The sequence below is a fragment of the Pseudomonas aeruginosa genome (assembly GCF_001457615.1).
Classification (GTDB): Bacteria; Pseudomonadota; Gammaproteobacteria; order Pseudomonadales; family Pseudomonadaceae; genus Pseudomonas; species Pseudomonas aeruginosa.
The window spans coordinates 6,031,568-6,056,956 of record NZ_LN831024.1 but is presented as its reverse complement, the minus strand read 5'-3'; the positions used below and the strand labels follow the sequence as shown (position 1 = coordinate 6,056,956).

Here is a 25,389-nt window from a genome sequence, read left to right as displayed (position 1 = left end):
GAGGCCATGGCTTACAGGGCCTCGGTGTTGGCCTCGTCGTCGAACGCTGCGAACAGCGGTTCGTCCTCGACGATGTCTTCCTGCTGGACGACGTTCTCATCGACCAGGCCGGAAGCGATCTCGCGCAGGGCGACGACGGTCGGCTTGTCGTTTTCCCAGGCCACTTTCGGCTCCTTGCCGCCGGTAGCCAGCTGACGGGCGCGCTTGGTGGCGAGCATGACCAGCTCGAAACGGTTATCGACGTTGTCCAGGCAGTCTTCAACGGTGACGCGGGCCATGGTGTTCCTCGTAACGAAAAGTGAGCCCGACGTTTGCCGGGCGGACTGAATAGTCTAAAAAATCGCCAATCTTTATGGAAGAGCCGATTTAGGCGAGCAGACGACCGAGCAGTTCGGCGTGGCGTTGCTGCTGGGCGTCCTGGCGCAACTGGCGGGCGCGGAAGATCGCCTTGAGGTCGTCCAGGGCGTGGGCGAAATCGTCGTTGATCACCAGGTGATCGTACTCCACGTAGTGGCTCATTTCGCTGACGGCTTCGCGCATGCGCCGCTCGATCACCTCGTCGCTGTCCTGGCCGCGGTTGGTCAGGCGCTGGCGCAGGGCTTCCTGGCTCGGCGGGAGGATGAAGATCGATTGGGCCTCGGGCATCAGCCGGCGCACCTGCTGGGCGCCCTGCCAGTCGATCTCGAGGATCAGGTCGAGGCCTTCGGCGAGGGTTTTCTCGACCCAGCGCTGCGAGGTGCCGTAGAGGTTGCCGAAGACTTCGGCATGCTCGAGGAACTCGTTGCGCTCGAGCATGGCGAGGAATTCCTCGCGGCTGGTGAAGTGGTAGTTGACCCCGTCCACCTCGCCCGGACGCATGCCGCGGGTGGTATGGGAGACGGACACGCGGACCTCGGGGGCGGCGTCGAGCATGGCCTTCACCAGGCTGGTCTTGCCGGCGCCGGAGGGAGCGGAAACGATGTACAGGGTGCCGGACATGAGGTGTTCCTGGTGCTTCGTACGGGTTGGAAAGAGATCGGGCGGAGGCGCCCGCCGGTCATTCGATGTTCTGGACCTGCTCGCGCATCTGCTCGATCAGGACCTTGAGGTTGACCGCCGCCTGGGTCGAGCGCGGGTCGAACGCCTTGGAGCCTAGAGTGTTGGCTTCCCGGTTGAGTTCCTGCATCAGGAAGTCCAGGCGCCGACCGGCGGCGCCGCCGGCCTTGAGGACCCGGCGGACCTCGCCGACGTGGGTGGCGAGGCGGTCCAGCTCCTCGGCGACATCGCTCTTCTGCGCCAGCAGGACCAGTTCCTGCTCCAGGCGCTGCGGATCGAGTTCGGCCTTGAGTTCGGCGAAGCGGTCGAGGATCTTCTGCCGCTGGTTGGCCAGCATGGTCGGCACCAGTTCGCGCAGGTTGCCGACTTCCACCAGCATCGCGTCGAGCCGATCGTTGAGCAGCTTCGCCAGCTCCAGGCCTTCGCGCGAGCGGCCGGCCTTGAGTTGCTCCAGGGCCTGGCCGAAGGCTTCCAGGGCGGCGGCGTTGAGCGCCTGCGGATCGGCCGAGTCGGCCACCAGTACGCCGGGCCAGGCCAGCACGGCGAGCGGATCGAGCGGCGCCGGCTGGCGGATCAGGGCGGCTACGCCTTCGGCGGCGGCGACCAGTTGGCGGGCGCGCTCCTGGTCGACCTGCAGGCTCTTGCCGGCGGTTTCCTCGGCGAAGCGCAGGGTGCATTCCACCTTGCCACGCGACAGGCCCTGGCGCAGCGCCTCGCGCACCGCGCCTTCGAGGTCGCGGAAGGCGTCGGGCAGGCGCAGGTGGGGCTCCAGGTAACGGTGGTTGACCGAGCGCAGCTCCCAGCTCAGGGTGCCGTGGGTACCGGCCTGCTCGACGCGGGCGAAGGCGGTCATGCTGTGCACCATGGGTCTACCTCGATAGTCGTGTGGGGAGTGCGTTCGGCGCCGGACGCGCGCGGCTGCCGTGATTCGAGCCGGGCATTGTAACCCACGTCCGGCGGGGCCCGCACGCCGACGGTGGTTGAGAGCCCGGGCTGGCCTCTATAATGGCGGCCAATTCCGCTTTCTCAGTACAGGATATCCACGATGAATCGTCCCAGTGGCCGTGCCGCCGACCAGCTGCGCCCGATCCGCATCACCCGCCATTACACCAAGCACGCAGAAGGTTCGGTGCTGGTCGAGTTCGGCGATACCAAGGTGATCTGCACCGTCAGCGCGGAGTCCGGGGTGCCGCGCTTCCTCAAGGGCCAGGGCCAGGGTTGGCTGACCGCCGAGTACGGCATGCTGCCGCGCTCCACCGGCGAGCGTAACCAGCGCGAGGCCAGCCGCGGCAAGCAGGGCGGTCGTACCCTGGAGATCCAGCGCCTGATCGGCCGCTCCCTGCGAGCGGCGCTGGACCTCAGCAAGCTCGGCGAGAACACCCTGTACATCGACTGCGACGTGATCCAGGCCGACGGCGGCACCCGCACCGCCTCGATCACCGGCGCCACCGTGGCGCTGATCGACGCCCTGGCGGTGCTGAAGAAGCGTGGCGCGCTCAAGGGCAATCCGCTGAAGCAGATGGTCGCCGCCGTTTCCGTGGGCATCTACCAGGGCGTGCCGGTCCTCGACCTGGACTACCTGGAGGATTCCGCCGCGGAAACCGACCTGAACGTAGTGATGACCGATGCCGGCGGCTTCATCGAGGTGCAGGGAACCGCCGAAGGCGCGCCGTTCCGTCCCGCCGAGCTGAACGCCATGCTCGAACTGGCCCAGCAGGGCATGCAGGAGCTGTTCGAACTTCAGCGCGCCGCGCTGGCCGAATGAGCAGACGCCCGGCACTGCCTGCCGGGCCCCGGAGAAGGAGCGCTACATGAACGATGTATCCGAAGAGGTCGCCGCGACCCCCGGCCAGGAAGCCCGGCAATGGGCGATGTTCTGCCATTTCGCGGCGTTCATCGGCCTGGTGTTTCCCTTCGGCAGCCTGCTCGGGCCGCTGATCGTCTGGCAACTCAAGCGCGAGAGCGATCCGTTCGTCGACGCCCAGGGCAAGGAAGCGCTGAACTTCCAGATCACCGTGGCGCTGGCGATGTTCGTCAGCTTCCTGCTGATGCTGGTGGTGATCGGCTTCTTCCTGCTCGGCCTGGTCTGCCTGGCGGCGCTGGTGTTGACCATCATCGCCGGCATCAAGGCCAACGAAGGCAAGGCCTATCGCTATCCGTTCTGCCTGCGGCTGATCAAGTAGGCCGCACGGGAAATAGAAAAGCCGGCGCATGCGCCGGCTTTTTCGTGTCTGACAGGGCTCAGATGCTCAACTGCCAGTCGTAGTCGACGATCAGCGGCGCATGCTGGGAGAAGCGCGGCTGGCGCGGCAGCTTGGCGTTGCGCACGAAGCGGCGTAGGCCGGGGGTCAGCACCTGGTAGTCGAAGCGCCAGCCGAGGTTGAGCATCTCGGCCTGTTCGCTGTCCGGCCACCAGCTGAACTGGTCGCCTTCGCGGCTGACTTCGCGCAGGGCGTCGGCATAGCCGAGGTTGCCGAACACTTCGTCCAGCCAGGCCCGTTCGGGCGCGAGGAAGCCCGGCATCTGCTGACATTCGCGCCAGTTCTTCACATCCATCTTCTGATGGGCGACGTACAGCGAGCCGCAGTAGATGTATTCGCGGCGCTTGCGACGCTGCTTGCTCAAGTAATGGGTGAAGTCGTCCATGAACTTGAATTTCTGGTTCAAGCTCTCGTCTCCGCTCTGCCCGGAAGGCAGCAGCAGGGTGGCGATACTCACCTTGTCGAAGTCGGCTTGCAGGTAGCGCCCGTAACGATCGGCCGTTTCGAAACCTAAGCCGCTGATCACAGCTTTGGGCTGCAAACGGCTGTAGAGTGCGACACCGCCCTGTTCGGGTAGCTCGGCATCGCAGGCATAAAGGAAGTAGCCGTCCAGTTGGAAGGACGGGTCATCCAGATCGAAGGCGGAGGCTCGGGTGTCCTGCAAGCAGATCACGTCGGCATTCTGTGCTTGCAGCCAACTGAGCAAACCGCGCTCGGCCGCAGCCTGAATACCATTCACGTTCACACTGATGATCCGCATAAATGGCCCCCAAAATCACGTGCGTGTATGATACCCGAGCTCAAACGGTTTAGCTAAATTCATGCGGCTTGGTGTCATTCATGCAGGCGTATCAGCGCGATTTCATTCGTTTCGCCATCGAGCGCGGGGTTCTGCGCTTCGGTGAGTTCACCCTCAAGTCCGGGCGCACCAGCCCCTATTTCTTCAATGCCGGCCTGTTCGACAGCGGCCTGGCGCTGGCCCGCCTGGGACGCTTCTACGCCGAGGCGGTGATCGACAGCGGAATCGACTTCGACGTCCTGTTCGGCCCGGCCTACAAGGGCATTCCCCTGGCCGCCACCACCGCGGTGGCCCTCGCCGAGCAGCACCAGCGCGACCTGCCCTGGTGCTTCAACCGCAAGGAAGCCAAGGACCACGGCGAAGGCGGCACGCTGGTCGGCGCGCTGCTGAGCGGCCGGGTGCTGATCATCGACGACGTGATCACCGCCGGCACCGCGATCCGCGAAGTGATGCAGATCATCGACGCCCAGGGCGCCAGGGCCGCGGGCGTGCTGATCGCGCTGAACCGCCAGGAGCGTGGCAAGGGCGAGCTGTCGGCGATCCAGGAGGTCGAGCGCGACTTCGGCATGCCGGTGGTGAGCATCGTTTCCCTGGAGCAGGTGCTGGAATATCTTGCCGAAGATGCTGAACTGAAGAAGCATCTGCCGGCGGTAGAGGCCTATCGCGCCCAATACGGTATCTGAACCTTTCACAAGGGACTGGCATGGTCGGACAGGATGTAATGCGTTGCCTGATGGCCCTGGGGCTGGTGCTCCAGGGGCTTTCCTTCGGCGCCCAGGCGGCGCCGGGCGGAGCGGTGGAGCTGTACCGCTACGTCAACGACAAGGGCGTGGTGGTGCTCGACCGCCAGGGTGTGCCGCCGCAGTACATCGGCAAGGGCTACCAGGTCCTCAACGACCAGGGCCGGGTGATCCGCACCGTACCGCCGGCGCCGACCGCCGAGGAACTGCGGCAGCGCAAGGCGGCCCAAGCCCAGGCCAGCTCCGATGCGCAGCTGCTGCGCCTGTATTCCAGCCTCGAGGACGTCGACCGCGCTCGCGAACGGCGCCTGGCGGAACTGGACGGGCTGAGCAGCGTGGCGCGCGGCAACCTGCAGTCGCTCAAGCTGCAACAGGCCAACCTGCAAGGCCAGGCGGCCAACCAGGAGCGTGCCGGACGTCCGGTGGCGCAGGCGCTGGTGGACCAGTTGGACGATCTCAAGCAGGAGGAAAAGCGCCTGCAGGGCGAGATCGGGCGTTTCCAGAAGGCCCGCGAAGACGCGGAAAGAACCTATGCCGCCGACCGCGCGCGGCTCTCCCAGCTACTCGGCGTGAGTCCCTGATTCCACTGGCGACTGTCGCTCGAACGCCCTGATCTTCTCGCGCAGCCAGTCCGGCAGGGGCTGGCTCTGTCGCTCGTTCGCATCCGCATAGACGTAGACCAGCTCGCCGACGGTGAGCAACTGCTCGTCGCGCCAGATGCCCAGCTCGAAAACCAGGCTGCTGCGCCCCAGCCGCGCCACGCGGGTGCCGATGTCCAGCCAGTCGTCGAAATGCGCCGGGGCGCGGTATTCCAGGGTGCTCTTCACCGCGAACAGGTCGCCTCCGCCGCGCAGCAGGTCGGCCGGGTAGGACATGCCGAGCTGGCGGTAGTACTCGGTGGTGGCGACGTCGAGATAGGTCAGGTAGTTGCCGTTGAAGACGATGCCCTGCGGATCGACCTCCGCCCAGCGAACCCGCAGGGAATGGAAGAAGGTGTAGTTCTGGCGCTGTGCTGCGCTGCTCATGCCGGCTCCTCGACGCTGCTGCAGACATCGACTCTAGACCGCCATCGCGCGGTGCGAAAGGGCTGGCCGCAGAACCCCCCGTCGCTGGCCCGCATTGCCCTCATCCTCGGGGCGTCGCGGCCTTAGTGTTGTTCGACGAGAACGCACGCCGTGCGCAACGAGAGAGGAACACCATGTCGTCCACGCTCCGCCCCGGACCGGGCAACTCGCGCCTTTGCCGCCCGGGGTTGCTGCTTGCCCTGGGCCTGATGCTGGTGGCCTGCGGAGAATCCACGGAGCCGCCGGCGCGGGCCGCCGATTCCCAGCGTGTCCCTGCGGACCCTGCGTTGGCGCAGGTGTATTCCGCCAGTTGCAAGCTCTGTCACGCCAATCCCGCCTCCGGCGCGCCGCTGACCGGCGATGCCGCTGCCTGGGCGCCACGCCTGGCGCAGGGCATCGACACCCTGCTGGACCACAGCATCAACGGCTACAAGGGCATGCCACCCATGGGCATGTGCATGCAGTGCTCGGAAGAACAGTTCCGGGCTTTGATCGATTTCATGTCCGCAGCGCAGGACCGATAGGGGATACCGGCATGCCAAGTCATCTGTCGCGACGCCAGCTCCTGCAACGGGCGGGAGCGCTCGGTGCGTTCGCCGCCATGGTGGGAAACCCCGCGCTGGCGGAGTTGCTCCGCGCACCGCGCCTGATTCCCTGGCGCAACTGGTCCGGCGCGCAAAGCTGCCTGCCCCTGGCGCGGGAGGCACCGAAAGACCTCGACGAACTGGTCCGGATCATCCGCCAGGCGTCCGGCAGGATCCGCCCGGTGGGCTCCGGGCATTCGTTCAGCGCGTTGGTCCCGACCGACGGCACCCTGCTCTCGCTCGCCTACTTCAGCGGCTTGCTCAGCCACGACAGCGCGACCCTCCAGGCCGAGTTCGGCGGCGGTACGCCGATGTCGCAGATGGGCGCTCCGCTCAAGGATATCGGCCAGGCGTTGGTGAACATGGCCGATATCGATTACCAGACCCTGGCCGGCGCCATCGCTACTTCCACCCATGGCACCGGGGTCGGCTTCGGTTCCTATTCCGCCCAGGTTCGCGGTCTGCAACTGGTCACCGCGAGCGGCGAGGTGCTCGAGTGCGACGCCAAGCGCAACGTGGAGGTGTTCGATGCCGCGCGGGTCTCGCTGGGGGCGCTGGGCGTCGTGACCCGGGTGCGCCTGCAGAACCGCGCGGCCTACCGCCTGCGTGAACGGCAGTGGATCGCCCGGACCGAGGAATTGCTGGAAGACGTGGAGAAGAATACGCGCGAGAACCAGCACTGGGAGATGCTGGTGGTGACCCATTCCGACTACGCCCTGTCGATCGCCCTCAACGAGACCGACGAGCCGAAGACCCCGCCCCTGGACCCGGCGAAGGAAGGCGGCAACGAGTTCGTCGGCCTGATCGAAGGTCTCGACAAGTACCTCAGCGACTTCCCGGAGACCCGCCGCACCCTGCTCAACAGCCTGCGCCATTTCGCCCGCTTCGACGAGCGGGTCGACGATTCCTATGCGGTCTACGCCAACGTGCGCAACGTGCGCTTCAACGAGATGGAGTACTCGGTCCCCGCCGAGCATGGCCCCGCCTGCCTGCGGGAGATCCTCGCGCTGATCCGCGACAAGGACCTGCGCACCTGGTTTCCCATCGAGTACCGCTACGTGAAGGCCGACGACATTCCCCTGAGCATGTTCGAGGGCCGCGACAGTTGTTCCATTTCCGTGCATCAGCACTACAGCATGGACCACCACAACTTCTTCGCCGCGGTGGAACCGATCTTCTGGAAATACGCCGGGCGGCCGCACTGGGGCAAGCTGCATGGCCTCAACGCGCACCAGTTGCAGGGGCTCTATCCGCGCTGGAAGGCATTCGCCGAGGTGCGCCAGGCGCTGGATCCCCGCGGGCGGTTCCTCAATGCGCACCTCTCTTCCATCCTGGGCGTGACCTGAAAGGAGCGACGCCGTGAATCGACGCAAGTTCATGTTCGCCGGCCTCGGGGCCGGCGCGCTGCTGGCGGGAACTGCCGCCTGGATGCGTCCCGCCGACCGTGGCGGGCCGTACGACGACTATTTCCGCGCGCTGAACCGCGAACTCAAGGCCAATGGCCCGATGTGCCCGGTGCTGCTCATCGACCTCGATCGCCTGGACCACAACATCGATGTGGTGATGCGTTCGGTCCGCCGCGGCGGCAAGCATCTGCGGCTGGTGGAGAAATCGCTGCCTTCGCCCGGCCTGCTGGCGTACATCGCCAGGCGCGCCGGCACCCGGCGGCTGATGTCCTTCCACCAACCGTTCCTCAACCACGACGCGGTCGCTTTTGCGGATGCCGACATCCTCCTCGGCAAGCCGTTGCCGGTGCGTTCGGCGGAACTGTTCTACCGCGAGCACAAGGGTGCGTTCGACCCGGCGCGGCAGCTGCAATGGCTGATCGATACGCCGCAGCGCTTGCGTCAGTACCTGGCGCTGGCCCAGGGGCTGGGTACCCGGATGCGCGTCAACATCGAACTGGACGTCGGCCTGCATCGCGGCGGAGTGGCCGACCAGGCCGCGCTGGGCGAATTGCTGGCGCTGATCGCGGCGCATCCGCAGTACCTGGAGTTCGCTGGTTTCATGGGCTACGACCCCTTCGTCGGAATGGGGGTGCCGGGCATCCTCGGTTCGCCCGAGGAGCTGTTCGCCAAGGTCATGGCGCTCTACCAGGGACATGTCGACTTCGCCCGCCAGCGCTTCGCCGCGCTGTGGACACCACAGCTGACCCTGAATACCGCCGGCAGCCCCAGCTATCGCATGCACGAGAAGGAAACGCTGAGCAGCGAGGTCTCGGTGGGCACCGCCATGCTCAAGCCGAGCCACTACGACCTGGCGTCCCTGGCCGAGCATGTGCCGGCCGTCTACATCGCCACGCCGGTACTCAAGAGCACCGGCGCGGTGCAGATCCCGGCGCTGGACGGCAAGTCCCGGCTGTTTTCCTGGTGGGACCCCAACCAGCGCGGCACCTTCTTCATCTACGGCGGCAACTGGATGGCCGACTTCGCCTCGCCCGAGGGACTGCGCAGCAACGGCATCTACGGGCGCAGCTCGAACCAGGAAATGGTCAACGGCTCGCCTTCGGTGGGCCTGGAGGTGGACGACCAGGTCTTCCTGCGGCCGACCCAGAGCGAGTCGGTGCTGCTGCAATTCGGCGACCTGCTGGCGCTGCGCGGCGGGCGGATCGTCGAGCGCTGGCCGGTTTACGCCTAGGACGCCTGGCGCTTTTCCTCGTCGATGGCGGCAGCCCGCGGATACCGGGCTGCCGCTTCGTTCCGATGCCTCAGAGTTCGAACGGAATGGTCAGCTTGGCCCAGAGCATGTCGCCCTCGGGGCGGTTCTCCACGTCGAATTCCTTGGCCCAGCGGATCTCCGCGCTGGCGTACTTGAGGAAGGTCAGGTGCACGGCCGGGCCGATGGCGAAGACCTGGCCGCGTACGCCGTCGTCGACTTCCTCGCCGAAACCGAACACCCGTACGGTCTCGCCGTTCTGTTTGTCGTCGGTGGTCTGCTTGAGGTAGTAGCCGTTCAGGCCGAGGCGCAGGTTGTCGGTCACCCGGTAGCTGGCGGAATAGTCGAAATGGAAGATCTGCCCCGAGCGATAGTCGGTGTCGTGGTTTTCCATGTTGAAGCTGTAGGTGGCCTTCAGCGACAGCTCGGTGCGTTCGGTGGGCAGCCAGGTGAAGGAGAACAGCGGCTTGTAGGTGTAGAAGTTGTTGCTGGTGTTGGCCAGCCGCTCGGCATCGTACTTGCCGGTGGGCACGGTGACCTCCACGGCGGCGGCCAGGGTCAGGTCCTTGCCCATGTCCCAGAGGATGATCGGCGCGAAGGTGGTGTCGCCCATGCTTTCCCGTTCGTCGCTCAGGCCGAACGCGGCCACCCGTTGGCGGAGATAGGGCTGGGCGATGTAGCCGCCCAGGCGCCCGCCGAAGATCCGCAGCGGGCTCAGGTAGTCCAGGCGAGGGATGATCGCATCCGAGCTGATCTTCACGTCGGACACCTTGCCGCCGAAGGAGCTGATGTTCAGCTTCCTGGCTTCGTAGTGGTTGTAGTAGACGTTGAAGGCGAACATGTGGTCGGGGAGGTTGTCGACGTCCAGTGGCAGGGTGAAGAAACCGTCGGTTCCTGGACCAATGTTGTCCACGCCGCCTTCGCTGGCGTGGGTGCAGCAGCTGACGGCGAGGGTGACGCAGGCGGCCAGGCGCAGGGGCCTGTGGGGGCGGATCGGGTTCATGGGCGGGCTCTTATTATTGTTGGCGTGGCTCGGGGCACGGCATAGGAATAAGCCCTAACGGCAGGCCGAGGCAGGGCATTGACGGTCAGCGAGGGGGGGATTTGCGGACACTGCGCAATGCTTTGTTACATCTGTGCGGAACGCTATATGATGGGACGCTCATCCCATGTCGCGATCCACCGCCAGAACAAGAACGAAGCCGAGACCGGCTCAGGATTTCGCCCATGCACAACAATGCCGCCGATGCGCGCTACGAACTCGCCCAGGTATCCACCTTCCTGCTGCAGACGCTGGCCGAGGTGGTCGAAGGCCATGGTGTCGATCCCGCGCGGCTGTGCCGGGGCCTGGGCTTCACCGTCGAAGACCTGCAGGACCCTACCCAGCGCATCTCCTACCGCCAGGCCGTGAGCATGATCCAGCGTGCCCTCCAGGCCCTGCCGGAGCGGGGACTGGGGCTGTGGGTCGGACACCAGAACGTGCTCGGCACCCTTGGCCTGCTGGGCCATGTGCTGTCGCTGTGCCGGACCCTGCGCGACGCGTTCGACATCGGCGTGCGCTACCAGCACAGCTCGGGCGGTATCGTCACCTCCAGCGTCTACCAGCAGGGCGACACCTTCTTCGTCGAGGTCGAATGCCACCTGCCCAGCAGCGAGGTGCAGGTGTTCGCCATCGAGGAGTTCTTCGCCAGCCTGCTGGTGTATGGGCGTGCCCTGGTCAGCCCGGCGTTCGAACCGCTGGGCATCGAACTCATCCATGCCGCTCCGCCCTACGCGGGCGAGTACCTGCGCCTGCTGGGCCCCCAGGTACGCTTCGGCTGCCTGCACAACCGCATGGCGATCGCCAGCCACTGGCTGGACATGCGCCTGCCCAACCACAACCTGCCGGCGTTGCGCCAGGCGCTGGCCCTGCTGGAGCAGGAAAGCACCCAGGTGCACCGGAAACTCGACCTGGTCCAGGCGGTGGAACGGGCCATCGCCCGCGACCTCAGCCTGGGCAGCCAGATCGAAAGGATTTCCGCCGAACTGAACATGAGCAGCCGCACCCTGCGGCGCCGGCTGGCCGAACACGGGCTGACCTTCGAGGCGTTGCTGGAACAGGTGCGACGAGGGCGGGCGATGAGCCTGCTGGGCAACCCCGGGATGTCCATCGAACGCATCACCGAGGAAGTGGGATACCGTGACATCCGCAGTTTCAGGCGCGCGTTCAAGCGCTGGACGGGAGTGAGCCCGGCGACCTTCCGTAGCGAGGGCACGAGCCCGTTGGACCAGGTCTTCACGCTGGCCGCGCGACGCTAATGGAGGAACCGCCATGGCGCGCCGGAGCGCGCCGTGGCGGGCGATCAGTGACGCTTGCGGTTGCTGATCAGGGTGCCGACGCCGCTGTCGGTGAAGATTTCCAGCAGCACGGCATTCGGCACCCGGCCATCGATGATGTGCGCGCTGGTCACGCCGCCCTGCACCGCTTCCAGGGCGCAGCGGATCTTCGGCAGCATGCCGCCGTAGATGGTGCCGTCGGCGATCAGCTCGTTGACCTGTTCGGTGGACAGCCCGGTCAGCACCTGGCCCTGCTTGTCCATCAGGCCGGCGATGTTGGTCAGCAGCATCAGTTTCTCGGCCTTCAGCGCTTCCGCCACCTTGCCGGCCACCAGGTCGGCATTGATGTTGTAGGACTCGCCGTTGCTGCCCACGCCGATCGGCGCGATCACCGGAATGAAGTCGCCCTTGACCAGCATGTTCAGCAGCCCGACGTTGACCCCGGTGACTTCGCCCACGTGGCCGATGTCGATGATCTCCGGCTTGGTCATCTCCGGGGTCTGGCGGGTCACGGTGAGCTTCTTCGCGCGGATCAGCTCGGCGTCCTTGCCGGTCAGGCCGATGGCGCTGCCGCCGTGGCGGTTGATCAGGTTGACGATGTCCTTGTTCACCTGGCCGCCGAGGACCATCTCCACCACGTCCATGGTCGCCGCGTCGGTGACGCGCATGCCGTCGATGAAGTGGCTCTCGATCGACAGGCGCTTGAGCAGGTCTCCGATCTGCGGGCCGCCGCCATGCACCACCACCGGGTTGATGCCGACCGCTTTCATCAGCACCACGTCGCGGGCGAAGCCGGCCTTCAGCTCCTCGCTCTCCATGGCGTTGCCGCCGTACTTGATCACCAGCGTCTTGCCGACGAAGCGGCGAATGTAGGGCAGGGCCTCGGAAAGGACCTTGGCAACCTGGGCGGCGTCATCGCGACTCAGGGTCATGGGGAGCTCCGACATGTCAGAAGGGCACGGGCAGCGAGGAATCCACTGCCTTCAGTTGGTTACGGAAGACGGTCTTGATGCGCTCCAGCTCTTCCTCGGTGTCCGCTTCGAAGCGCAGGACCAGCACGGGAGTGGTGTTGGAGGCGCGTACCAGGCCCCAGCCTTTGGGGTAGTCGACCCGCACGCCGTCGAGGGTGGTGATGTTGCCTTCGCCCCATTGGGCGTCGCGTTGCAGCGCCTCGATGATGGCGAACTTGCTGTCCTCGGTGACGGTGATGTTGATTTCCGGGGTGGAAATGTCGCTCGGGAAGGCCGAGAACACGTGCTCGCTGTCACGCTGATCCTGGCTGAGGATTTCCAGCAGGCGGGCGGCGCTGTAGATGCCATCGTCGAAGCCGAACCAGCGCTCCTTGAAGAACACGTGGCCGCTCATCTCGCCAGCCAGCAGGGCGCCGGTTTCCTTCATCTTCTTCTTGATCAGCGAGTGGCCGGTCTTCCACATCACCGGACGGCCGCCGTAGCCGCTGATCAGGGCGATCAGACGGCGGGTGCACTTGACGTCGAAGATGATGTCGGCCCCCGGGTTGCGCGAGACCACGTCCTTGGCGAACAGCATCAGCAGACGGTCCGGATAGATGATGGTACCGGTATTGGTGACCACGCCGACGCGATCGCCGTCGCCGTCGAAGGCCAGGCCCAGGTCGGCGTTCTCGGCCTTGACCTTGGCGATCAGGTCCTTCAGGTTCTCCGGCTTGCCCGGGTCCGGATGGTGGTTCGGGAAGTTGCCGTCGACCTCGCAGTACAGCGGGATCACGCTGCAGCCCAGGGCCTCGATCAACTGCGGGGCGATCACCCCGGCCACGCCGTTGCCGCAGTCGACCACCACCTTCATCGGCTTGGCCATGGCGATGTCGTCGCGGATCTGCTTGAAGTAGCGCGGCAGGATGTCGACCTGCTCTACGCTGCCGACGCCGGATGCCAGGTCGTTTTTCTCGATGCGCTCGCGCAGGGCCTGGATCTGCTCGTTGGCCAGGGTCTCGCCGGCGACCACGATCTTGAAGCCGTTGTAGTCCGGCGGGTTGTGGCTGCCGGTCAGCATCACCCCGGACTTGCCCTCGAGCACGTTGGCCGCGTAGTACAGCACCGGGGTAGGCACCATGCCCACGTCGCTGACCTGGCAACCGCAGTCCACCAGGCCCTGGATCAGCTGCTTGACCAGCTCGGGACCGGACAGGCGGCCATCGCGGCCGACAGCGACGCACGGTTCGCCGCGGGCGAGGCTTTCCGAGCCGATGGCGCGACCGATCCAGTAGGCGGTCTCGGCGGTGAGGGTATCGCCTACCACGCCACGGATGTCGTAGGCGCGGAAGATGCTGGCGGGCAGCGTCGGTGCTTTTGCAGTGCTCATGATGGGGGTTTGCTCCAATCCCAGGAGGTCCTGGTCTTCATCGAGAATGTCGATATCCAGAATGTCGGTGTTCTGGAACAACGGATCTGCCAATGCCGGCTCCTCGCGAGGAGGCGCTTTCGCCACCGCCACCGGCGCCACCGGCGCTGCCTTGGCAGGGCTGGGCACGCTGGTCGGCTCCGGCTTGCGCCGCGGCTGGCGGGCCAATGCCTGGATCAGCGGGGCGAAGCCCGGCAGGCTAGGCACAGGGGGTTTGGCAGTGCGTTGCCCGCCGAGTTCCTGAAGATACTGACCGAGGGTCAGGACATCCTGATGCAGGCGGCGCAACAGCGACGAACGGGTGAGGTAGGTGCCGAGGATGCCGCCGAGCAGCGCCAGCAGCGCCGCGAGTGCCAGCAGCAGCGGCGAGGCCTGGGTCGAAGCGACGCTGCCGGGCGTGTAGTTCAGTTTCCAGTTCGGATTGCCGCTGTCCAGCGCTTGCGCACCCTTGCCCGGCGCCGGCGTACCGCGTTGCAGCAGCACCTGGGCCGGTGCGCCGGAGAACTGCTGGACCAGTTGTACCTGGCCGGCATCGCCCGGCAAGGGCGGCAGGGCGCGCAGCAGCCGTTGCAGGTCGACCGCCAGCAGCAGCGTGCCTTGCAGGCTCTGGTCGGCGCCGCGCACCGGCGCGGCGCTGTACAGCAGCCAGCGCTGGCCGACCTTGTAGGCTTCGGCGGCGACGTTCTGGCCACTTTCCACCCGGTGCAGGATATCCAGGGCGGCGAAGCTGACCGGGCCGGGGCTGTCGTTGTCCTGGGCGGCCTGGCCGGGCGCGTTCAGGTGGGCATCGACCACGCCGTCCCAGGCCAGCAGGCTGCGCTGGGCGGCCTCGATGCGGGTGGCGTCGCCGCTTTGCAGGGCTTCGAGGGCGAGGGGCTGGCCGCGGCGGCGCGGGTGTCGGCGGCGAGTTGCTGCAAGGCCTGGCGCAAGGCGCCGGCCTGGCCTTCGGCCCAGGCCGCGTCCAACTGGCGCTGCTGCGCCTCACCGGCGCCGCCGAAGACGCCGAACCAGAGCAGGGCGCCGGCGGCCGCCACGCCCAGTAGGCTGGCGCCTATGCCGGGCAGCAGGTCCTTGCCGTCAGCGCGTTCGGACGCTGCCTTGCGCGGCTTCTTTTCCGGTTCGAGCAGGTCGCCCAACTCGTTCCCATCCTTGGCGGTGCGCTGGAAAAGCTTCATGCCGCGTCTCCTCGGCGTCTCGTCCTGTGTTCGGGGTCAGTGGCTGCCGGAATGGCCGAAGCCGCCGGCGCCGCGCTGGCTTTCGTCGAACGCTTCGACCAGCTCGAAATGCGCCTGCACCACCGGCACCAGTACCAACTGCGCGATGCGCTCGCCGACGGCGATGGTGAACGGCGACTCGCCGCGGTTCCAGCACGACACCATCAGCTCGCCCTGGTAGTCCGAGTCGATCAGGCCGACCAGGTTGCCCAGCACGATGCCGTGCTTGTGCCCCAGGCCGGAGCGCGGCAGGACCAGGGCGGCGAGGCCGGGATCGGCGATGTAGATGGACAGGCCGGTGGGAATCAGCAGGGTCTGGCCCGGGCCGAGGACGCTGTCTTCCTTGAGCATGGCGCGCAGGTCCAGGCCGGCCGAGCCCGGCGTGGCGTACTGCGGGAGCGGGAAGTCGGAGCCCAGGCGGGGGTCGAGGATCTTGGCTTGGAGAGAGTGCATCAGTAACTCATTGCTGGTTGAGGCGGTCGGCGATGAAGGCGACCAGCTGGCGAGCGATCTTGCCCTTGCTGGTCTGGGCGAAGGTGCTCGGATGCAGGTCGCGGTCGATCACCGTGATCGCGTTCTCGTCGCTGTTGAAGCCGATCGAGGGGTTGGCCACGTCGTTGGCGACGATCAGGTCGAGGTTCTTGTCCTTCAGCTTGCGTGCAGCATAGTCCAGCAGGTTTTCGGTTTCTGCGGCGAAGCCCACGCTGAAGGGACGATCCTCGCGCTGTGCGAGGGTGGCGAGAATGTCGGGATTGCGCACCAGCTGCAAGAGCAAGCCCTCGCCGCTGGTAGGGTCTTTCTTCAGTTTGTGCGCGGCGACCACTTCCGGGCGGTAGTCGGCGACCGCTGCGGAGGCGATCAGCAGGTCGCAGGGCATCGCCGCCTCGCAGGCGGCCAGCATGTCGCGGGCGCTGACCACGTCGACGCGCTGCACCCGGTCGGGCGTGGGCAGGTGCACCGGGCCGGTGACCAGGGTCACCCGTGCGCCGGCTTCCACCGCCGCCTCGGCGAGGGCGAAGCCCATCTTTCCGGAACTGTGGTTGGTGATGTAGCGCACCGGGTCGATGTTTTCCTGGGTCGGGCCGGCGGTGATCAGCACATGCACGCCGGTCAGCGCCTGGCGCTGGAAGCAGTCGGCGGCGCGCTGCGCCAGTTCCTCGGCTTCGAGCATGCGTCCGAGGCCGACGTCGCCGCAGGCCTGGCTGCCCGCTGCCGGACCGAACAGGTGGAAGCCGCGCTGGCGCAGCAGCTCGGCGTTGGCCTGGGTCGCGGTGTCGCGCCACATGGCCTGGTTCATCGCCGGTGCCAGGGCGATTTGCGCGTCGGTGGCCAGCACCAGGGTGGTCAGCAGGTCGTTGGCCACGCCCTGGACCAGGCGCGCCATGAGGTCGGCGGTAGCCGGTGCGATCAGCACCAGATCGGCCCAGCGGGCCAGTTCGATGTGGCCCATCGCGGCTTCCGCCGCCGGGTCCAGCAGATCGGTATGCACCGGATGGCCGGACAACGCCTGGAGGGTCAGGGGCGTGATGAACTCGCGGCCGCCCTGGGTCATCACCACTCGGACTTCAGCGCCCTGGTCGCGCAGGCGGCGGACCAGTTCGGCGCTCTTGTAGGCGGCAATGCCGCCGCCCACGCCGAGGACGATGCGTTTCCGATAGAGCCGCTGCATAGGCTTGCCTTAATAAGGAAATGGATGACATGCGCTTCGGCAAACGCGCCTCCCCAGGTCGTCTGCCGCGCAAAAAGGATGGGCTAAGATAGCACAGCGTCCGCACGGGAACAGCGGGCGGGCTCGATGGGGAAAGCGAATGAGCATCCGCGATTGGCCCGAAGCCGAACGGCCTCGGGAGAAGCTTCTGGAGCAGGGCGCGGCGGCCCTTTCCGATGCCGAGCTGTTGGCGATCTTCCTGCGCACGGGAGTGACCGGTTGCAGTGCGGTCGAGCTGTCGCGGCGGCTGTTGAGCGAGTTCGGCGGGCTGCGTGCCCTGCTCGAGGCGGACCTCGCCTCGTTCTGCGGCCATCTCGGGCTCGGCGTGGCCAAGTATGCGCAATTGCAGGCCGTGCTGGAGATGGGCCGGCGCCACCTGGCCGAGCGCCTGCGTCGCGATTCGATACTGGAGAGCCCGCAGGCGGTGCGCGACTATCTCAAGGCGCGCCTGCGCCACGAGCAGCACGAGGTGTTCGCCTGCCTGTTCCTCGACACGAGGCACCGGGTCCTGGCGTTCGAGGTGCTGTTCCAGGGCAGCATCGATGGCGCCAGCGTCTACCCGCGCCAGGTGGTCAAGCGCACCCTGGCGCACAACGCGGCGGCGCTGATCCTGACCCATAACCACCCCTCCGGCGACGCCCGTCCGAGTCTCGCCGACCGCCAGCTCACTGCGCGCCTCAAGGAAGCCTTGGCGCTCATCGACGTGCGGGTGCTCGACCACTTCATCATCGGCGACGGCGAGCCGCTGTCGCTGGCCGAATACGGTTGGCTGTGAGCGTTCGACGAAGGGCTCAGCCCAGGCGCCGCTCGATGCCCGCCAGCAGGCGCCGGCGGATCAGCCCGCTGACCGGGCGGATCGCCAACCAGTAGGGGGTGAAGCGCAGGCGGCTGGCGCGATCAGGGCAGAACACCCGGGTTTCCGTGTGCAGCAGGGTACCGCTGGCGCTGGGCGTGCAACGGAAACACAGCACGAGCTTGGCCACTCCGGGCTGGTCGTAGCAGCGGAAATGCTCGCCGTCCGCGATGCGTTCCAGGGCGAAGTCGGCGCGCCAGAAGCGGCCGACCAGGCCGTAGGCGATGGCCTGGTCGGCGCGGCGCTCCAGGCGGGTGAACTCATGCAGGCCGAAGCGTGGGCGGCCGGCCAGGTCGTTGCGCCGGCCCAGCAGGCCGGCCAGCCTTCCCGGCGCTTCGCGCAGGACGAGGAAGGCGCGCACCAGCGGGTCGTCGAAGCGCAGCAGGTCTTCCACCGCGTCGAGTACCGCTGCGGCCGGCGCGTCGATCAGCCGCTGGTGGTGTTCGCTGAACTGCCAATGCGGCAGGTAGAGACGGTCGAGATCCATCGCTGGGTTCTCCCGGGCGTGGCCTTCAGCGTTTCACGGCGACCCGAGAGAAATCCTGGCGACCGAACGGATTGACCTGGTAGCCCTGCACCTCCTGGCGGGTAAGGGCGAAGGCGGTCGGGTGGGCCAGGGGCAGCCAGAGCGCCTGTTCGTGGATCAGTTTCTGCGCCTGGTGGTACAGACCGGTGCGTTGTTCCTGGCTGCTGGCGGCCTTGCCGTCGGCAATCAGCTTGTCCAGGCCGGGGTCGCAATAGCGCGCGAAGTTGAGCCCCGACTTGACGCTGGCGCAGCTGAATTGCGGAGTGAGGAAGTTGTCCGGATCGCCGTTGTCGCCTGCCCAACCCATGAACAGCAGGTCGTGTTCGCCGTTCTTGGCGCGACGGATCAACTCGCCCCATTCGATGACGCGGATGTTGGCCTTGATCCCGGCCTCCGCCAGGTCGGCCTGGAGCAGTTGGGCGCCGAGGCTCGGGTTGGGGTTGAGCAGGCTGCCGGACGGGCGGGTCCAGATGTTCAGCTCGGGAAGCTGCTTGCCGGCCAGCAGCTTGCGCGCCTGTTCGGGGGCGTGCGGGTAGGCGGGAATATCCCTGGCATAGCTCCAGGTGTTCGGCGGATAGATGCCGGTGGCGGCACTGGCGCTGCCTTCGAATACCGCCTGCAGGTAGCTGGTGCGGTCGAAGGCCAGGTTGATCGCCTGGCGCACCTTGGGATCGTCCAGCGGCGGATGCTGGGTATTGAGGGCGACGAAGGCGGTCATGAAGGCCGGCGTCTGCTCGACCTTCAGGCTGGCGTCCTTGCGCGCGCTCTCCACGTCCAGCGGCTTCGGCGACAGGGCGATCTGGCATTCGCCGCGGCGCAACTTCTGCAGGCGCACGTTGGCGTCCGGGGTGATGGCGAAGATCAGCGCGTCGACCGCCGGCTTGCCGGCGAAGTACTCGGGGTTGGCGGCGTAGCGCACCACCGCGTCCTTCTGGAAGCGCTTGAACACGAACGGGCCGCTGCCGATCGGCTCGGCGTTGAGCTTTTCCGGGGTTCCGGCCTTCATCAACTGGTCGGCGTATTCCGCCGAATAGATGGAGGCGAAGCCCATGCTCAGCATCGGCAGGAAGGTCGCGTCGGGGTGGTCGAGAACGAACAGCACCTGGTGGTCGCCGCTTTTCTCCACCCGCTTGATCAGCTCCGGCAGTTGCATCGACTGGGCGTGCGGGAAGCCGTTCTGCGCCACCTTGTGCCAGGGATTGGCCGGATCGAGCATGCGCTGGAAGCTGAACACCACGTCGTCGGCGTCGAGCGTACGGCTCGGCTTGAAGTAGGCGGTGCTGTGGAAGTGCACACCCTGGCGCAGGTCGAAGCGATAGCTCAGGCCGTCGTCGGACACCGACCAGCGCTCGGCCAGCGAGGGCACCACCGTCCCCTTGCCGGCGTCGAACTCGACCAGGCGATTCATCAGCACATCGGCCGAGGCGTTGGTGGTGGTCAGCGAGTTGTACTGGACCACGTCGAAGCCCTCGGGGCTGGCTTCGGTGCACACGCTCAAGGCGGCAGCGGCGGCGGGCTGGGCGAGCAGCAGGGGGGCGAGGAACAGGGAGAAAGCGGCGAGGCGCATGACGGGCTCCATTCGAACGGTTAACATGCCCATCCGCAGCGGTTGGGCGCAGTCATGCAAGGCCGTTGGCGACCTTGAATCGCTACCCTAGACCATGCGGCGGGCAGCGACAACGAGGCAAGGCGACGAACGGCCGCGGTGCGAAGCCCGCAGTGAGGCGGGCCGCGGCTGCGCCATGGTCTTCACCCTTGCGGCGCGGGGCGCCTTTCTGATATAAAGCTGCGCTCTTTTCTGGGGCCACGCTCTCCTTCGTCGGGATGCAGCGGGTAAGACCCCGGTGAAACTGAGTATCGAACTTGAGTTAAAGCAGCCAACCCATGCCGGGTTGGGCATGAGGTTATAGAGGGCTGAGGCATGTCTAGAGTCTGTCAAGTAACCGGTAAGGGTCCGGTTACCGGGAATAACATTTCCCACGCACACAACAAAACCCGCCGCCGTTTCCTGCCGAACCTGCAGCACCACCGTTTCTGGGTCGAGTCCGAGAAGCGCTTCGTACGTCTGCGCGTTTCCGCCAAGGGCATGCGTATCATCGACAAGCGTGGCATCGAGGCCGTCCTGGCTGACCTGCGTGCCCGCGGCGAAAAATTCTAAGGAGCTGAATCATGCGTGAATTGATTCGTCTGGTGTCCAGCGCCGGTACCGGCCACTTCTACACCACCGACAAGAACAAGCGTACCAAGCCTGAGAAGATCGAGATCAAGAAGTACGATCCGGTTGTTCGTCAGCACGTGATCTACAAGGAAGCCAAGATCAAGTAATTGATCCGGCACCTTGCGAAAGCCCGCCCCTGGCGGGCTTTTTCATTTCCGGCGTACGAACCCCGGGCCGCGCACAAAAAAGCCCGCCAGGTGGCGGGCAAGGGTAACAAGCATTCTGAATGAAGCCGGGGCTCAGGCCTTGGCTTCGAAGATCACATACACCTTGCGACAGGCTTCGAGCACTTCCCAGGTGCCCTGGAAGCCGGCAGGGATCACGAAGCGGTCGCCGGCGCGCACGGTCTTGGCGTTGCCGTGCCGGTCGCGCAGCACCGAGACGCCCTGGATGATCTCGCAGTACTCGTGTTCGGTGTAGTTCACCGTCCACTGGCCCACGGCGCCTTCCCAGATACCGGCGTTGAACTGCCCGCAGGGGCTGCCATAGTGGTTGCGCACGCTCTGTTTCGGGTCGCCCTTGAGGATTTTCTCCGGCGCCGGGCTGTAGTGCTCCGGGGCGCTGTTGGCCTGGGCGAAGTCGACGATCTGTTCGATGTTCATGCTGACTCTCGGTTCTTGTGGTTCTGGCCAGTTGGGGGGCAGGGCGGCGCCAGCCGCCCGCCTGGATCAGACGCTGGCGCGGATGGCCTGGGCCAGGCGCTCGACGATCTGGTCGATGTGGGGCTTGTCGATGATCAGCGGCGGCGACATGGCGATGATGTCGCCGGTCACCCGGACCATCAGGTCGTGCTCCCAGAAGCAGCGCTCGAAGACGTCGTAGCCGCGCTTGCCGGGGCCGTCCGCGTGCGGCGCCAGTTGCACGCCGCCGACCAGGCCTACGGCGCGGATGTCGACCACGTTGGGCAGGTCGCGCAGGCTGAACAGCGCGTCCTGCCAGTAGCCTTCCAGTTCGACGGCCCGCTGGAACAGGTCGTCGCGACGGTAGATGTCCAGGGTCGCCAGGGCGGCGGCGCAGGCTACCGGATGGCCGGAATAGGTATAGCCGTGGAAGAACTCGATGGCGCCCTGCGGGCCTTGCATGAAGGCAGCATGGATCTTCTCGTCGACGAATACGGCGCCCATCGGGATGCTGCCGTTGGTCAGCCCCTTGGCGCAGGTCAGCAGGTCCGGGACGACGCCCCAGCGCTGCGCGGCGAAGGCTTCGCCGACGCGGCCGAAACCGGTGATCACTTCGTCGAAGATCAGCAGGATGCCATGCTTGCGGGTTATCTCGCGCAGCCGCTGAAGGTAGCCCTTGGGCGGCAGCACCACGCCGGCCGAGCCGGACATCGGCTCGACGATCACCGCGGCGATATTCTCGGCGCCGTGCAGGGTCACCAGGCGTTCCAGCTCCTCGGCCTTTTCCACGCCATGCTCGGGCAGGCCGACGGTGAAGGCGTTGCGGGCGACGTCCAGGGTGTGCGGCAGGTGGTCGACCCCCGGCAGCAGGTTGGCGGAGAAGGCCTTGCGGTTGTTGACCATACCGCCTACCGACAGGCCGCCGAAGCCGACCCCGTGGTAGCCCAGTTCGCGGCCGATCAGGCGGGTGCGGGTGCCCTGGCCGATGGCGCGCTGGTAGGCAAGGGCGATCTTCAGCGCGGTGTCCGCCGATTCCGAGCCGGAGTTGGTGAAGAACACTTTGTTCAGGCTCGGCGGGGCGATTTCCGCCAGCCGCGCGGCGAGTTCGAACGGCAGCGGGTGACCCATCTGGAACGGCGGGGCGTAGTCGAGGGTGGCGATCTGCCGGGCCACCGCTTCGCTGATCTCGCGCCGGCCGTGGCCGGCATTGCAGCACCAGAGGCCGGCGGTGCCGTCGAGGATGCGGCGCCCGCCCTGGGCGATATAGTGGATGCCTTCGGCGCTTTCCAGCAGGCGCGGCCGCGCCTTGAACTGGCGGTTGGCGGTGAAGGGCATCCAGAAGTTGTCGAGGCTGCTCGACTGCGGCTCGTTATTCATTGTCATAGGGCCACCCAGGTTGCACGCGAGGGATGAAGACGCTAGTCCGGGCGAGTCTATGTTTAAAATAATGAACGTGACAAGGGAGTTAGAGGGGTCCCTGTCAAATATATTGAAAACAGACGCTGCTCTGGTTTAGGGTGGCGGACACCACGGGCTGCGCGCCCGCCTTGCAGAATCTGACAGCGCGCCTGTCTCCCAGGCGCCCAGAACACCAATAAGAGGACACGTTGTCATGACCACCCTGACCCGCGCCGACTGGGAAGCCCGCGCCAAAGACCTGAAGATCGAAGGCCGTGCCTTCGTCAACGGCGAATACAGCAACGCCGCCTCCGGCGAGACCTTCGATTGCCTGAGCCCGGTGGATGGCCGCTTCCTGGCCAAGGTCGCCAGTTGCGACCTGGCCGATGCCGAGCAGGCGGTCAAGGTCGCCCGCAATGCCTTCGATTCCGGCGCCTGGTCGCGCCTGGCGCCGGCCAAGCGCAAGCAGACGATGATCCGCTTCGCCGATCTGCTGCTGGAGAACGCCGAGGAGCTGGCCCTGCTGGAAACCCTGGACATGGGCAAGCCGATCAGCGACTCGCTGCACATCGACGTCGCCAGCGCCGCCAACAGCCTGCGCTGGAGCGCCGAGGCGATCGACAAGATCTATGACGAAGTCGCCGCCACTCCCCATGCCGAGCTGGGCCTGGTGACCCGCGAGCCGGTCGGCGTGGTCGCCGCCATCGTGCCGTGGAACTTCCCGCTGCTGATGTCCTGCTGGAAACTCGGTCCGGCCCTGGCCACCGGCAACTCGGTGATCCTCAAGCCCTCCGAGAAGTCGCCGCTGACCGCCATCCGCATCGCCCAGCTGGCCGTCGAGGCCGGCATTCCGAAAGGCGTGTTCAACGTGCTGCCGGGCTATGGCCACACGGTAGGCAAGGCGCTGGCATTGCACATGGATGTCGACACCCTGGTGTTCACCGGTTCGACCAAGATCGCCAAGCAACTGATGGTCTATGCCGGCGAGTCGAACATGAAGCGCGTCTGGCTGGAGGCCGGCGGCAAGAGCCCGAACATCGTATTCGCCGACGCCCCGGACCTGAAGGCCGCCGCCGAAGCCGCTGCCGGCGCCATCGCCTTCAACCAGGGCGAAGTCTGCACCGCCGGTTCGCGCCTGCTGGTGGAGCGCTCCATCAAGGACAAGTTCCTGCCCCTGGTGATCGAGGCCCTCAAGGGCTGGAAACCGGGCAACCCGCTGGATCCGGAAACCAACGTCGGCGCGCTGGTGGACACCCAGCAGATGAACACCGTGCTGTCCTACATCGAGGCCGGTCACAACGACGGCGCCAAGCTGGTCGCCGGCGGCAAGCGGACCCTGGAAGAAACTGGTGGCACCTACGTCGAGCCGACTATCTTCGACGGCGTGACCAATGCGATGAAGATCGCCCGCGAGGAAATCTTCGGCCCGGTGCTCTCGGTGATCGAGTTCGAGGATGCCGAGGAAGCCGTGCGCATCGCCAACGACACGCCCTATGGGCTGGCGGCGGCGGTCTGGACCAGCAACCTGTCCAAGGCGCACCTGACTGCCAAGGCCCTGCGCGCCGGCAGCGTCTGGGTCAACCAGTACGACGGCGGCGACATGACCGCTCCGTTCGGCGGCTTCAAGCAGTCGGGCAACGGTCGCGACAAGTCGCTGCACGCCTTCGACAAGTACACCGAGCTGAAGGCGACCTGGATCAAGCTCTGATCGCCTAGGTCGGCCCTTCCGGGCCGGCTCTCTCGAGCCACACCCGCGGCCGGGTTTCCTTCTGGAAGCCCGGCCGCTGTGCTTCGTGCGCCGGATATATCCGCTCGCCCCGGCAAGGCTTCCGGGGTGCCAACGGGAGAATCGCAATGCGTTGGGGAAGCTATTTCGCCGTCTGTTCCGCAGTCATCAGCATCGGCCTCGCCCTTGGCCTGACCATGCCGCTGGTCTCGTTGCGCCTGGAGAGCTGGGGCTACGGCAGTTTCGCCATCGGCGTGATGGCCAGCACGCCGGCAGTGGGCGTGCTGCTCGGCGCGATGATCGCCGGGCGCCTCGCCGCGCGCGTCGGCACGCCGCGGCTGATGCAGTTGTGCCTGCTCACCGGGGCAGCCTCCGTCGGCCTGCTGGCGCTGCTGCAGAGCTACCCGGTATGGCTGTTGCTGCGCCTGCTGATCGGCGTGCAGCTCACCGTGGTGTTCATCCTCGGGGAAAGCTGGATCAACCAGTTGGCAGTGGAGAAGTGGCGTGGCCGGCTGGTCGCGCTGTACGGCACCGGCTACGCCCTCAGCCAACTGTCCGGGCCGGTACTGCTGACCTTCATCGGTACCGCCGACGACCGTGGCTTCTGGTTCGGCGTCTGCCTGCTGATTGCTGGCTCGTTGCTGCTGCTGGGCCGCAGCGGTGCGCCCAGGGTCGATCCGCACAGTGCCTCCGGGCGCGGTTTGTGGGCCTTCTGCCGGGGTCTGCCGGCGATCGCCTGGGCGGTGGTGTTGTTCGCTGCCTTCGAGGCGATGATCCTCACCCTGCTGCCGGTATACGGGTTGCGCCAGGGCTTTCCGCAAGCGGTGGCGCTGGCCATGGTCAGTACCGTGGTGGTGGGCGATGCATTGTTGCAGCTGCCGATCGGCTGGCTCGCCGACCGGGTCTCGCGCAGCGGCCTGTTCGGCGGCTGCGGCCTGGTGCTGCTGCTGAGCAGCCTGGCGATTCCCCTGCTGCTGCAGACGCCGTTGATCTGGCCGCTGCTGGTGCTGTTCGGGGCCAGCGCCGGCGGGTTGTTCACCCTGGCGCTGATCCTGATCGGCGAGCGCTACCGAGACGATGCCCTGGTCCGGGCCAATGCCCATGTCGCGCAGCTATGGGGCATCGGCTGCCTGCTCGGCCCGCTGGCCACCGGCGCCGCCAGCCAGTGGATCAGCGGTCACGCCCTGCCGTTGATGATGGCGCTCGGCGCGGCGGGCTTCGTGGTGCTGGTGCGGCTGCGCGGGGCGATTCCGGCGGACGACGAGGCGACAGGCCTGGAAGCCTCCGAGTGAC

General features: G+C 66.4%; 26 protein-coding genes and 1 pseudogene. 13 read left to right on the top strand and 14 right to left on the bottom strand.

Annotated elements, in window-relative coordinates; translation table 11 throughout:
- Positions 1-11 precede the first annotated feature (11 nt).
- From rpoZ to AT700_RS27770, 3 genes are all read right to left on the bottom strand, one after another.
- On the bottom strand, positions 12-278 hold the full coding sequence (rpoZ, locus tag AT700_RS27780; protein ID WP_003096602.1) for a DNA-directed RNA polymerase subunit omega: 267 nt from the start codon (positions 276-278) through the stop codon (positions 12-14).
- An 88-nt stretch (positions 279-366) separates the two neighbouring features.
- Positions 367-978, bottom strand: a complete 612-nt coding sequence (gene gmk, locus AT700_RS27775) for a guanylate kinase (protein WP_048521741.1) — start codon at positions 976-978, stop codon at positions 367-369.
- A 58-nt stretch (positions 979-1,036) separates the two neighbouring features.
- On the bottom strand, positions 1,037-1,900 hold the full coding sequence (locus tag AT700_RS27770) for a YicC/YloC family endoribonuclease (protein ID WP_003098315.1): 864 nt from the start codon (positions 1,898-1,900) through the stop codon (positions 1,037-1,039).
- Between the two features lie 180 nt (positions 1,901-2,080).
- Between AT700_RS27770 and rph the strand changes: the two genes are divergently transcribed.
- Together rph and AT700_RS27760 are read left to right on the top strand one after the other, a co-directional pair.
- Positions 2,081-2,800, top strand: a complete 720-nt coding sequence (rph, locus tag AT700_RS27765; protein WP_003096595.1) for a ribonuclease PH — start codon at positions 2,081-2,083, stop codon at positions 2,798-2,800.
- A gap of 46 nt (positions 2,801-2,846) precedes the next feature.
- A complete protein-coding gene (locus tag AT700_RS27760; protein WP_003096590.1) occupies positions 2,847-3,218 on the top strand; it encodes a DUF4870 domain-containing protein in 372 nt (123 codons plus the stop codon).
- A gap of 58 nt (positions 3,219-3,276) precedes the next feature.
- On the opposite strand, the gene AT700_RS27755 is transcribed toward AT700_RS27760, so the two are convergent.
- Positions 3,277-4,056, bottom strand: a complete 780-nt coding sequence (locus tag AT700_RS27755; protein ID WP_003098313.1) for an exodeoxyribonuclease III — start codon at positions 4,054-4,056, stop codon at positions 3,277-3,279.
- An 80-nt stretch (positions 4,057-4,136) separates the two neighbouring features.
- Here AT700_RS27755 and pyrE point away from each other — a divergent pair, with 80 nt between their 5' ends.
- Positions 4,137-4,778: an orotate phosphoribosyltransferase gene (pyrE, locus tag AT700_RS27750; RefSeq protein ID WP_004352299.1), complete on the top strand. Its 642-nt coding sequence runs from the start codon at positions 4,137-4,139 to the stop codon at positions 4,776-4,778.
- Positions 4,779-4,798: 20 nt separating this feature from the next.
- Positions 4,799-5,416 carry a hypothetical protein gene (locus tag AT700_RS27745; RefSeq protein ID WP_003161150.1) on the top strand — a complete coding sequence of 206 codons (618 nt, stop codon included), beginning with the start codon at positions 4,799-4,801 and terminating at the stop codon, positions 5,414-5,416.
- Here the strand turns inward: AT700_RS27745 and AT700_RS27740 are convergent.
- Entirely contained in the window at positions 5,396-5,860 is a 465-nt protein-coding gene (locus AT700_RS27740) for an acyl-CoA thioesterase (RefSeq protein ID WP_003098308.1), read from the bottom strand. The genes AT700_RS27745 and AT700_RS27740 overlap by 21 nt on opposite strands.
- Before the next feature lie 173 nt (positions 5,861-6,033).
- Here AT700_RS27740 and AT700_RS27735 point away from each other — a divergent pair, with 173 nt between their 5' ends.
- From AT700_RS27735 to AT700_RS27725, 3 genes are all read left to right on the top strand, one after another.
- Entirely contained in the window at positions 6,034-6,423 is a 390-nt protein-coding gene (locus tag AT700_RS27735; protein WP_003098306.1) for a c-type cytochrome, read from the top strand.
- A gap of 77 nt (positions 6,424-6,500) precedes the next feature.
- A complete protein-coding gene (locus AT700_RS27730) occupies positions 6,501-7,829 on the top strand; it encodes a D-arabinono-1,4-lactone oxidase (RefSeq protein ID WP_003117162.1) in 1,329 nt (442 codons plus the stop codon).
- A gap of 82 nt (positions 7,830-7,911) precedes the next feature.
- Positions 7,912-9,120, top strand: coding sequence for a DSD1 family PLP-dependent enzyme (locus tag AT700_RS27725; protein WP_003146627.1), 1,209 nt, complete (start codon positions 7,912-7,914; stop codon positions 9,118-9,120).
- A gap of 70 nt (positions 9,121-9,190) precedes the next feature.
- Here the strand turns inward: AT700_RS27725 and AT700_RS27720 are convergent, their stop codons facing one another.
- A complete protein-coding gene (locus AT700_RS27720; RefSeq protein ID WP_003114361.1) occupies positions 9,191-10,141 on the bottom strand; it encodes a SphA family protein in 951 nt (316 codons plus the stop codon).
- A 224-nt stretch (positions 10,142-10,365) separates the two neighbouring features.
- Between AT700_RS27720 and sphR the strand changes: the two genes are divergently transcribed.
- Positions 10,366-11,436 (top strand): AraC family transcriptional regulator SphR, encoded by a 1,071-nt coding sequence (gene sphR, locus AT700_RS27715; RefSeq protein ID WP_003114360.1) that lies wholly within the window; start codon positions 10,366-10,368, stop codon positions 11,434-11,436.
- Positions 11,437-11,480: 44 nt separating this feature from the next.
- Here the strand turns inward: sphR and argB are convergent, their stop codons facing one another.
- The 4 genes and pseudogenes from argB to coaBC form a co-directional block, all read right to left on the bottom strand.
- Positions 11,481-12,386, bottom strand: coding sequence for an acetylglutamate kinase (argB, locus tag AT700_RS27710; protein WP_003096572.1), 906 nt, complete (start codon positions 12,384-12,386; stop codon positions 11,481-11,483).
- Between the two features lie 16 nt (positions 12,387-12,402).
- A pseudogene (locus AT700_RS30520) lies at positions 12,403-15,008 on the bottom strand (phosphomannomutase/phosphoglucomutase).
- Positions 15,009-15,044: 36 nt separating this feature from the next.
- Positions 15,045-15,500: a dUTP diphosphatase gene (dut, locus tag AT700_RS27695; protein WP_003098293.1), complete on the bottom strand. Its 456-nt coding sequence runs from the start codon at positions 15,498-15,500 to the stop codon at positions 15,045-15,047.
- Positions 15,501-15,507: 7 nt separating this feature from the next.
- Positions 15,508-16,716: a bifunctional phosphopantothenoylcysteine decarboxylase/phosphopantothenate--cysteine ligase CoaBC gene (coaBC, locus tag AT700_RS27690; RefSeq protein ID WP_003114358.1), complete on the bottom strand. Its 1,209-nt coding sequence runs from the start codon at positions 16,714-16,716 to the stop codon at positions 15,508-15,510.
- A gap of 139 nt (positions 16,717-16,855) precedes the next feature.
- Between coaBC and radC the strand changes: the two genes are divergently transcribed.
- The gene (gene radC / locus AT700_RS27685; RefSeq protein WP_003096559.1) at positions 16,856-17,530 is read left to right on the top strand and encodes a RadC family protein; all 675 of its coding nucleotides are present in this window, start codon (positions 16,856-16,858) and stop codon (positions 17,528-17,530) included.
- Between the two features lie 16 nt (positions 17,531-17,546).
- Here the strand turns inward: radC and AT700_RS27680 are convergent, their stop codons facing one another.
- Together AT700_RS27680 and AT700_RS27675 are read right to left on the bottom strand one after the other, a co-directional pair.
- On the bottom strand, positions 17,547-18,095 hold the full coding sequence (locus tag AT700_RS27680) for a hypothetical protein (protein WP_003098290.1): 549 nt from the start codon (positions 18,093-18,095) through the stop codon (positions 17,547-17,549).
- Between the two features lie 25 nt (positions 18,096-18,120).
- Positions 18,121-19,701: an ABC transporter substrate-binding protein gene (locus tag AT700_RS27675; RefSeq protein ID WP_003098288.1), complete on the bottom strand. Its 1,581-nt coding sequence runs from the start codon at positions 19,699-19,701 to the stop codon at positions 18,121-18,123.
- A gap of 354 nt (positions 19,702-20,055) precedes the next feature.
- Between AT700_RS27675 and rpmB the strand changes: the two genes are divergently transcribed.
- Positions 20,056-20,292, top strand: a complete 237-nt coding sequence (gene rpmB, locus AT700_RS27670) for a 50S ribosomal protein L28 (protein WP_003096556.1) — start codon at positions 20,056-20,058, stop codon at positions 20,290-20,292.
- 11 nt (positions 20,293-20,303) lie between these two features.
- Positions 20,304-20,459, top strand: coding sequence for a 50S ribosomal protein L33 (gene rpmG, locus AT700_RS27665; protein ID WP_003096555.1), 156 nt, complete (start codon positions 20,304-20,306; stop codon positions 20,457-20,459).
- 132 nt (positions 20,460-20,591) lie between these two features.
- On the opposite strand, the gene AT700_RS27660 is transcribed toward rpmG, so the two are convergent.
- Positions 20,592-20,954 (bottom strand): cupin domain-containing protein, encoded by a 363-nt coding sequence (locus AT700_RS27660; RefSeq protein ID WP_003096551.1) that lies wholly within the window; start codon positions 20,952-20,954, stop codon positions 20,592-20,594.
- A 66-nt stretch (positions 20,955-21,020) separates the two neighbouring features.
- On the bottom strand, positions 21,021-22,355 hold the full coding sequence (locus AT700_RS27655) for an aspartate aminotransferase family protein (protein WP_004352308.1): 1,335 nt from the start codon (positions 22,353-22,355) through the stop codon (positions 21,021-21,023).
- Positions 22,356-22,584: 229 nt separating this feature from the next.
- On the opposite strand from AT700_RS27655, the gene AT700_RS27650 reads away from it, so the two are divergent.
- Positions 22,585-24,078 carry an aldehyde dehydrogenase gene (locus tag AT700_RS27650; protein ID WP_003098285.1) on the top strand — a complete coding sequence of 498 codons (1,494 nt, stop codon included), beginning with the start codon at positions 22,585-22,587 and terminating at the stop codon, positions 24,076-24,078.
- A 146-nt stretch (positions 24,079-24,224) separates the two neighbouring features.
- The gene (locus AT700_RS27645) at positions 24,225-25,388 is read left to right on the top strand and encodes an MFS transporter (RefSeq protein ID WP_003114355.1); all 1,164 of its coding nucleotides are present in this window, start codon (positions 24,225-24,227) and stop codon (positions 25,386-25,388) included.
- Position 25,389 lies beyond the last annotated feature (1 nt).

Bases quoted from the DNA above. Each gene is read 5' to 3' on its own strand.
- rpoZ (WP_003096602.1), bottom strand. From the start codon at position 278: ATGGCCCGCGTCACCGTTGAAGACTGCCTGGACAACGTCGATAACCGT.
- gmk (WP_048521741.1), bottom strand. From the start codon at position 978: ATGTCCGGCACCCTGTACATCGTTTCCGCTCCCTCCGGCGCCGGCAAG.
- AT700_RS27770 (WP_003098315.1), bottom strand. From the start codon at position 1,900: ATGGTGCACAGCATGACCGCCTTCGCCCGCGTCGAGCAGGCCGGTACC.
- rph (WP_003096595.1), top strand. From the start codon at position 2,081: ATGAATCGTCCCAGTGGCCGTGCCGCCGACCAGCTGCGCCCGATCCGC.
- AT700_RS27760 (WP_003096590.1), top strand. From the start codon at position 2,847: ATGAACGATGTATCCGAAGAGGTCGCCGCGACCCCCGGCCAGGAAGCC.
- AT700_RS27755 (WP_003098313.1), bottom strand. From the start codon at position 4,056: ATGCGGATCATCAGTGTGAACGTGAATGGTATTCAGGCTGCGGCCGAG.
- pyrE (WP_004352299.1), top strand. From the start codon at position 4,137: ATGCAGGCGTATCAGCGCGATTTCATTCGTTTCGCCATCGAGCGCGGG.
- AT700_RS27745 (WP_003161150.1), top strand. From the start codon at position 4,799: ATGGTCGGACAGGATGTAATGCGTTGCCTGATGGCCCTGGGGCTGGTG.
- AT700_RS27740 (WP_003098308.1), bottom strand. From the start codon at position 5,860: ATGAGCAGCGCAGCACAGCGCCAGAACTACACCTTCTTCCATTCCCTG.
- AT700_RS27735 (WP_003098306.1), top strand. From the start codon at position 6,034: ATGTCGTCCACGCTCCGCCCCGGACCGGGCAACTCGCGCCTTTGCCGC.
- AT700_RS27730 (WP_003117162.1), top strand. From the start codon at position 6,501: ATGGTGGGAAACCCCGCGCTGGCGGAGTTGCTCCGCGCACCGCGCCTG.
- AT700_RS27725 (WP_003146627.1), top strand. From the start codon at position 7,912: ATGCGTCCCGCCGACCGTGGCGGGCCGTACGACGACTATTTCCGCGCG.
- AT700_RS27720 (WP_003114361.1), bottom strand. From the start codon at position 10,141: ATGAACCCGATCCGCCCCCACAGGCCCCTGCGCCTGGCCGCCTGCGTC.
- sphR (WP_003114360.1), top strand. From the start codon at position 10,366: ATGCACAACAATGCCGCCGATGCGCGCTACGAACTCGCCCAGGTATCC.
- argB (WP_003096572.1), bottom strand. From the start codon at position 12,386: ATGACCCTGAGTCGCGATGACGCCGCCCAGGTTGCCAAGGTCCTTTCC.
- dut (WP_003098293.1), bottom strand. From the start codon at position 15,500: ATGCACTCTCTCCAAGCCAAGATCCTCGACCCCCGCCTGGGCTCCGAC.
- coaBC (WP_003114358.1), bottom strand. From the start codon at position 16,716: ATGCAGCGGCTCTATCGGAAACGCATCGTCCTCGGCGTGGGCGGCGGC.
- radC (WP_003096559.1), top strand. From the start codon at position 16,856: ATGAGCATCCGCGATTGGCCCGAAGCCGAACGGCCTCGGGAGAAGCTT.
- AT700_RS27680 (WP_003098290.1), bottom strand. From the start codon at position 18,095: ATGGATCTCGACCGTCTCTACCTGCCGCATTGGCAGTTCAGCGAACAC.
- AT700_RS27675 (WP_003098288.1), bottom strand. From the start codon at position 19,701: ATGCGCCTCGCCGCTTTCTCCCTGTTCCTCGCCCCCCTGCTGCTCGCC.
- rpmB (WP_003096556.1), top strand. From the start codon at position 20,056: ATGTCTAGAGTCTGTCAAGTAACCGGTAAGGGTCCGGTTACCGGGAAT.
- rpmG (WP_003096555.1), top strand. From the start codon at position 20,304: ATGCGTGAATTGATTCGTCTGGTGTCCAGCGCCGGTACCGGCCACTTC.
- AT700_RS27660 (WP_003096551.1), bottom strand. From the start codon at position 20,954: ATGAACATCGAACAGATCGTCGACTTCGCCCAGGCCAACAGCGCCCCG.
- AT700_RS27655 (WP_004352308.1), bottom strand. From the start codon at position 22,355: ATGACAATGAATAACGAGCCGCAGTCGAGCAGCCTCGACAACTTCTGG.
- AT700_RS27650 (WP_003098285.1), top strand. From the start codon at position 22,585: ATGACCACCCTGACCCGCGCCGACTGGGAAGCCCGCGCCAAAGACCTG.
- AT700_RS27645 (WP_003114355.1), top strand. From the start codon at position 24,225: ATGCGTTGGGGAAGCTATTTCGCCGTCTGTTCCGCAGTCATCAGCATC.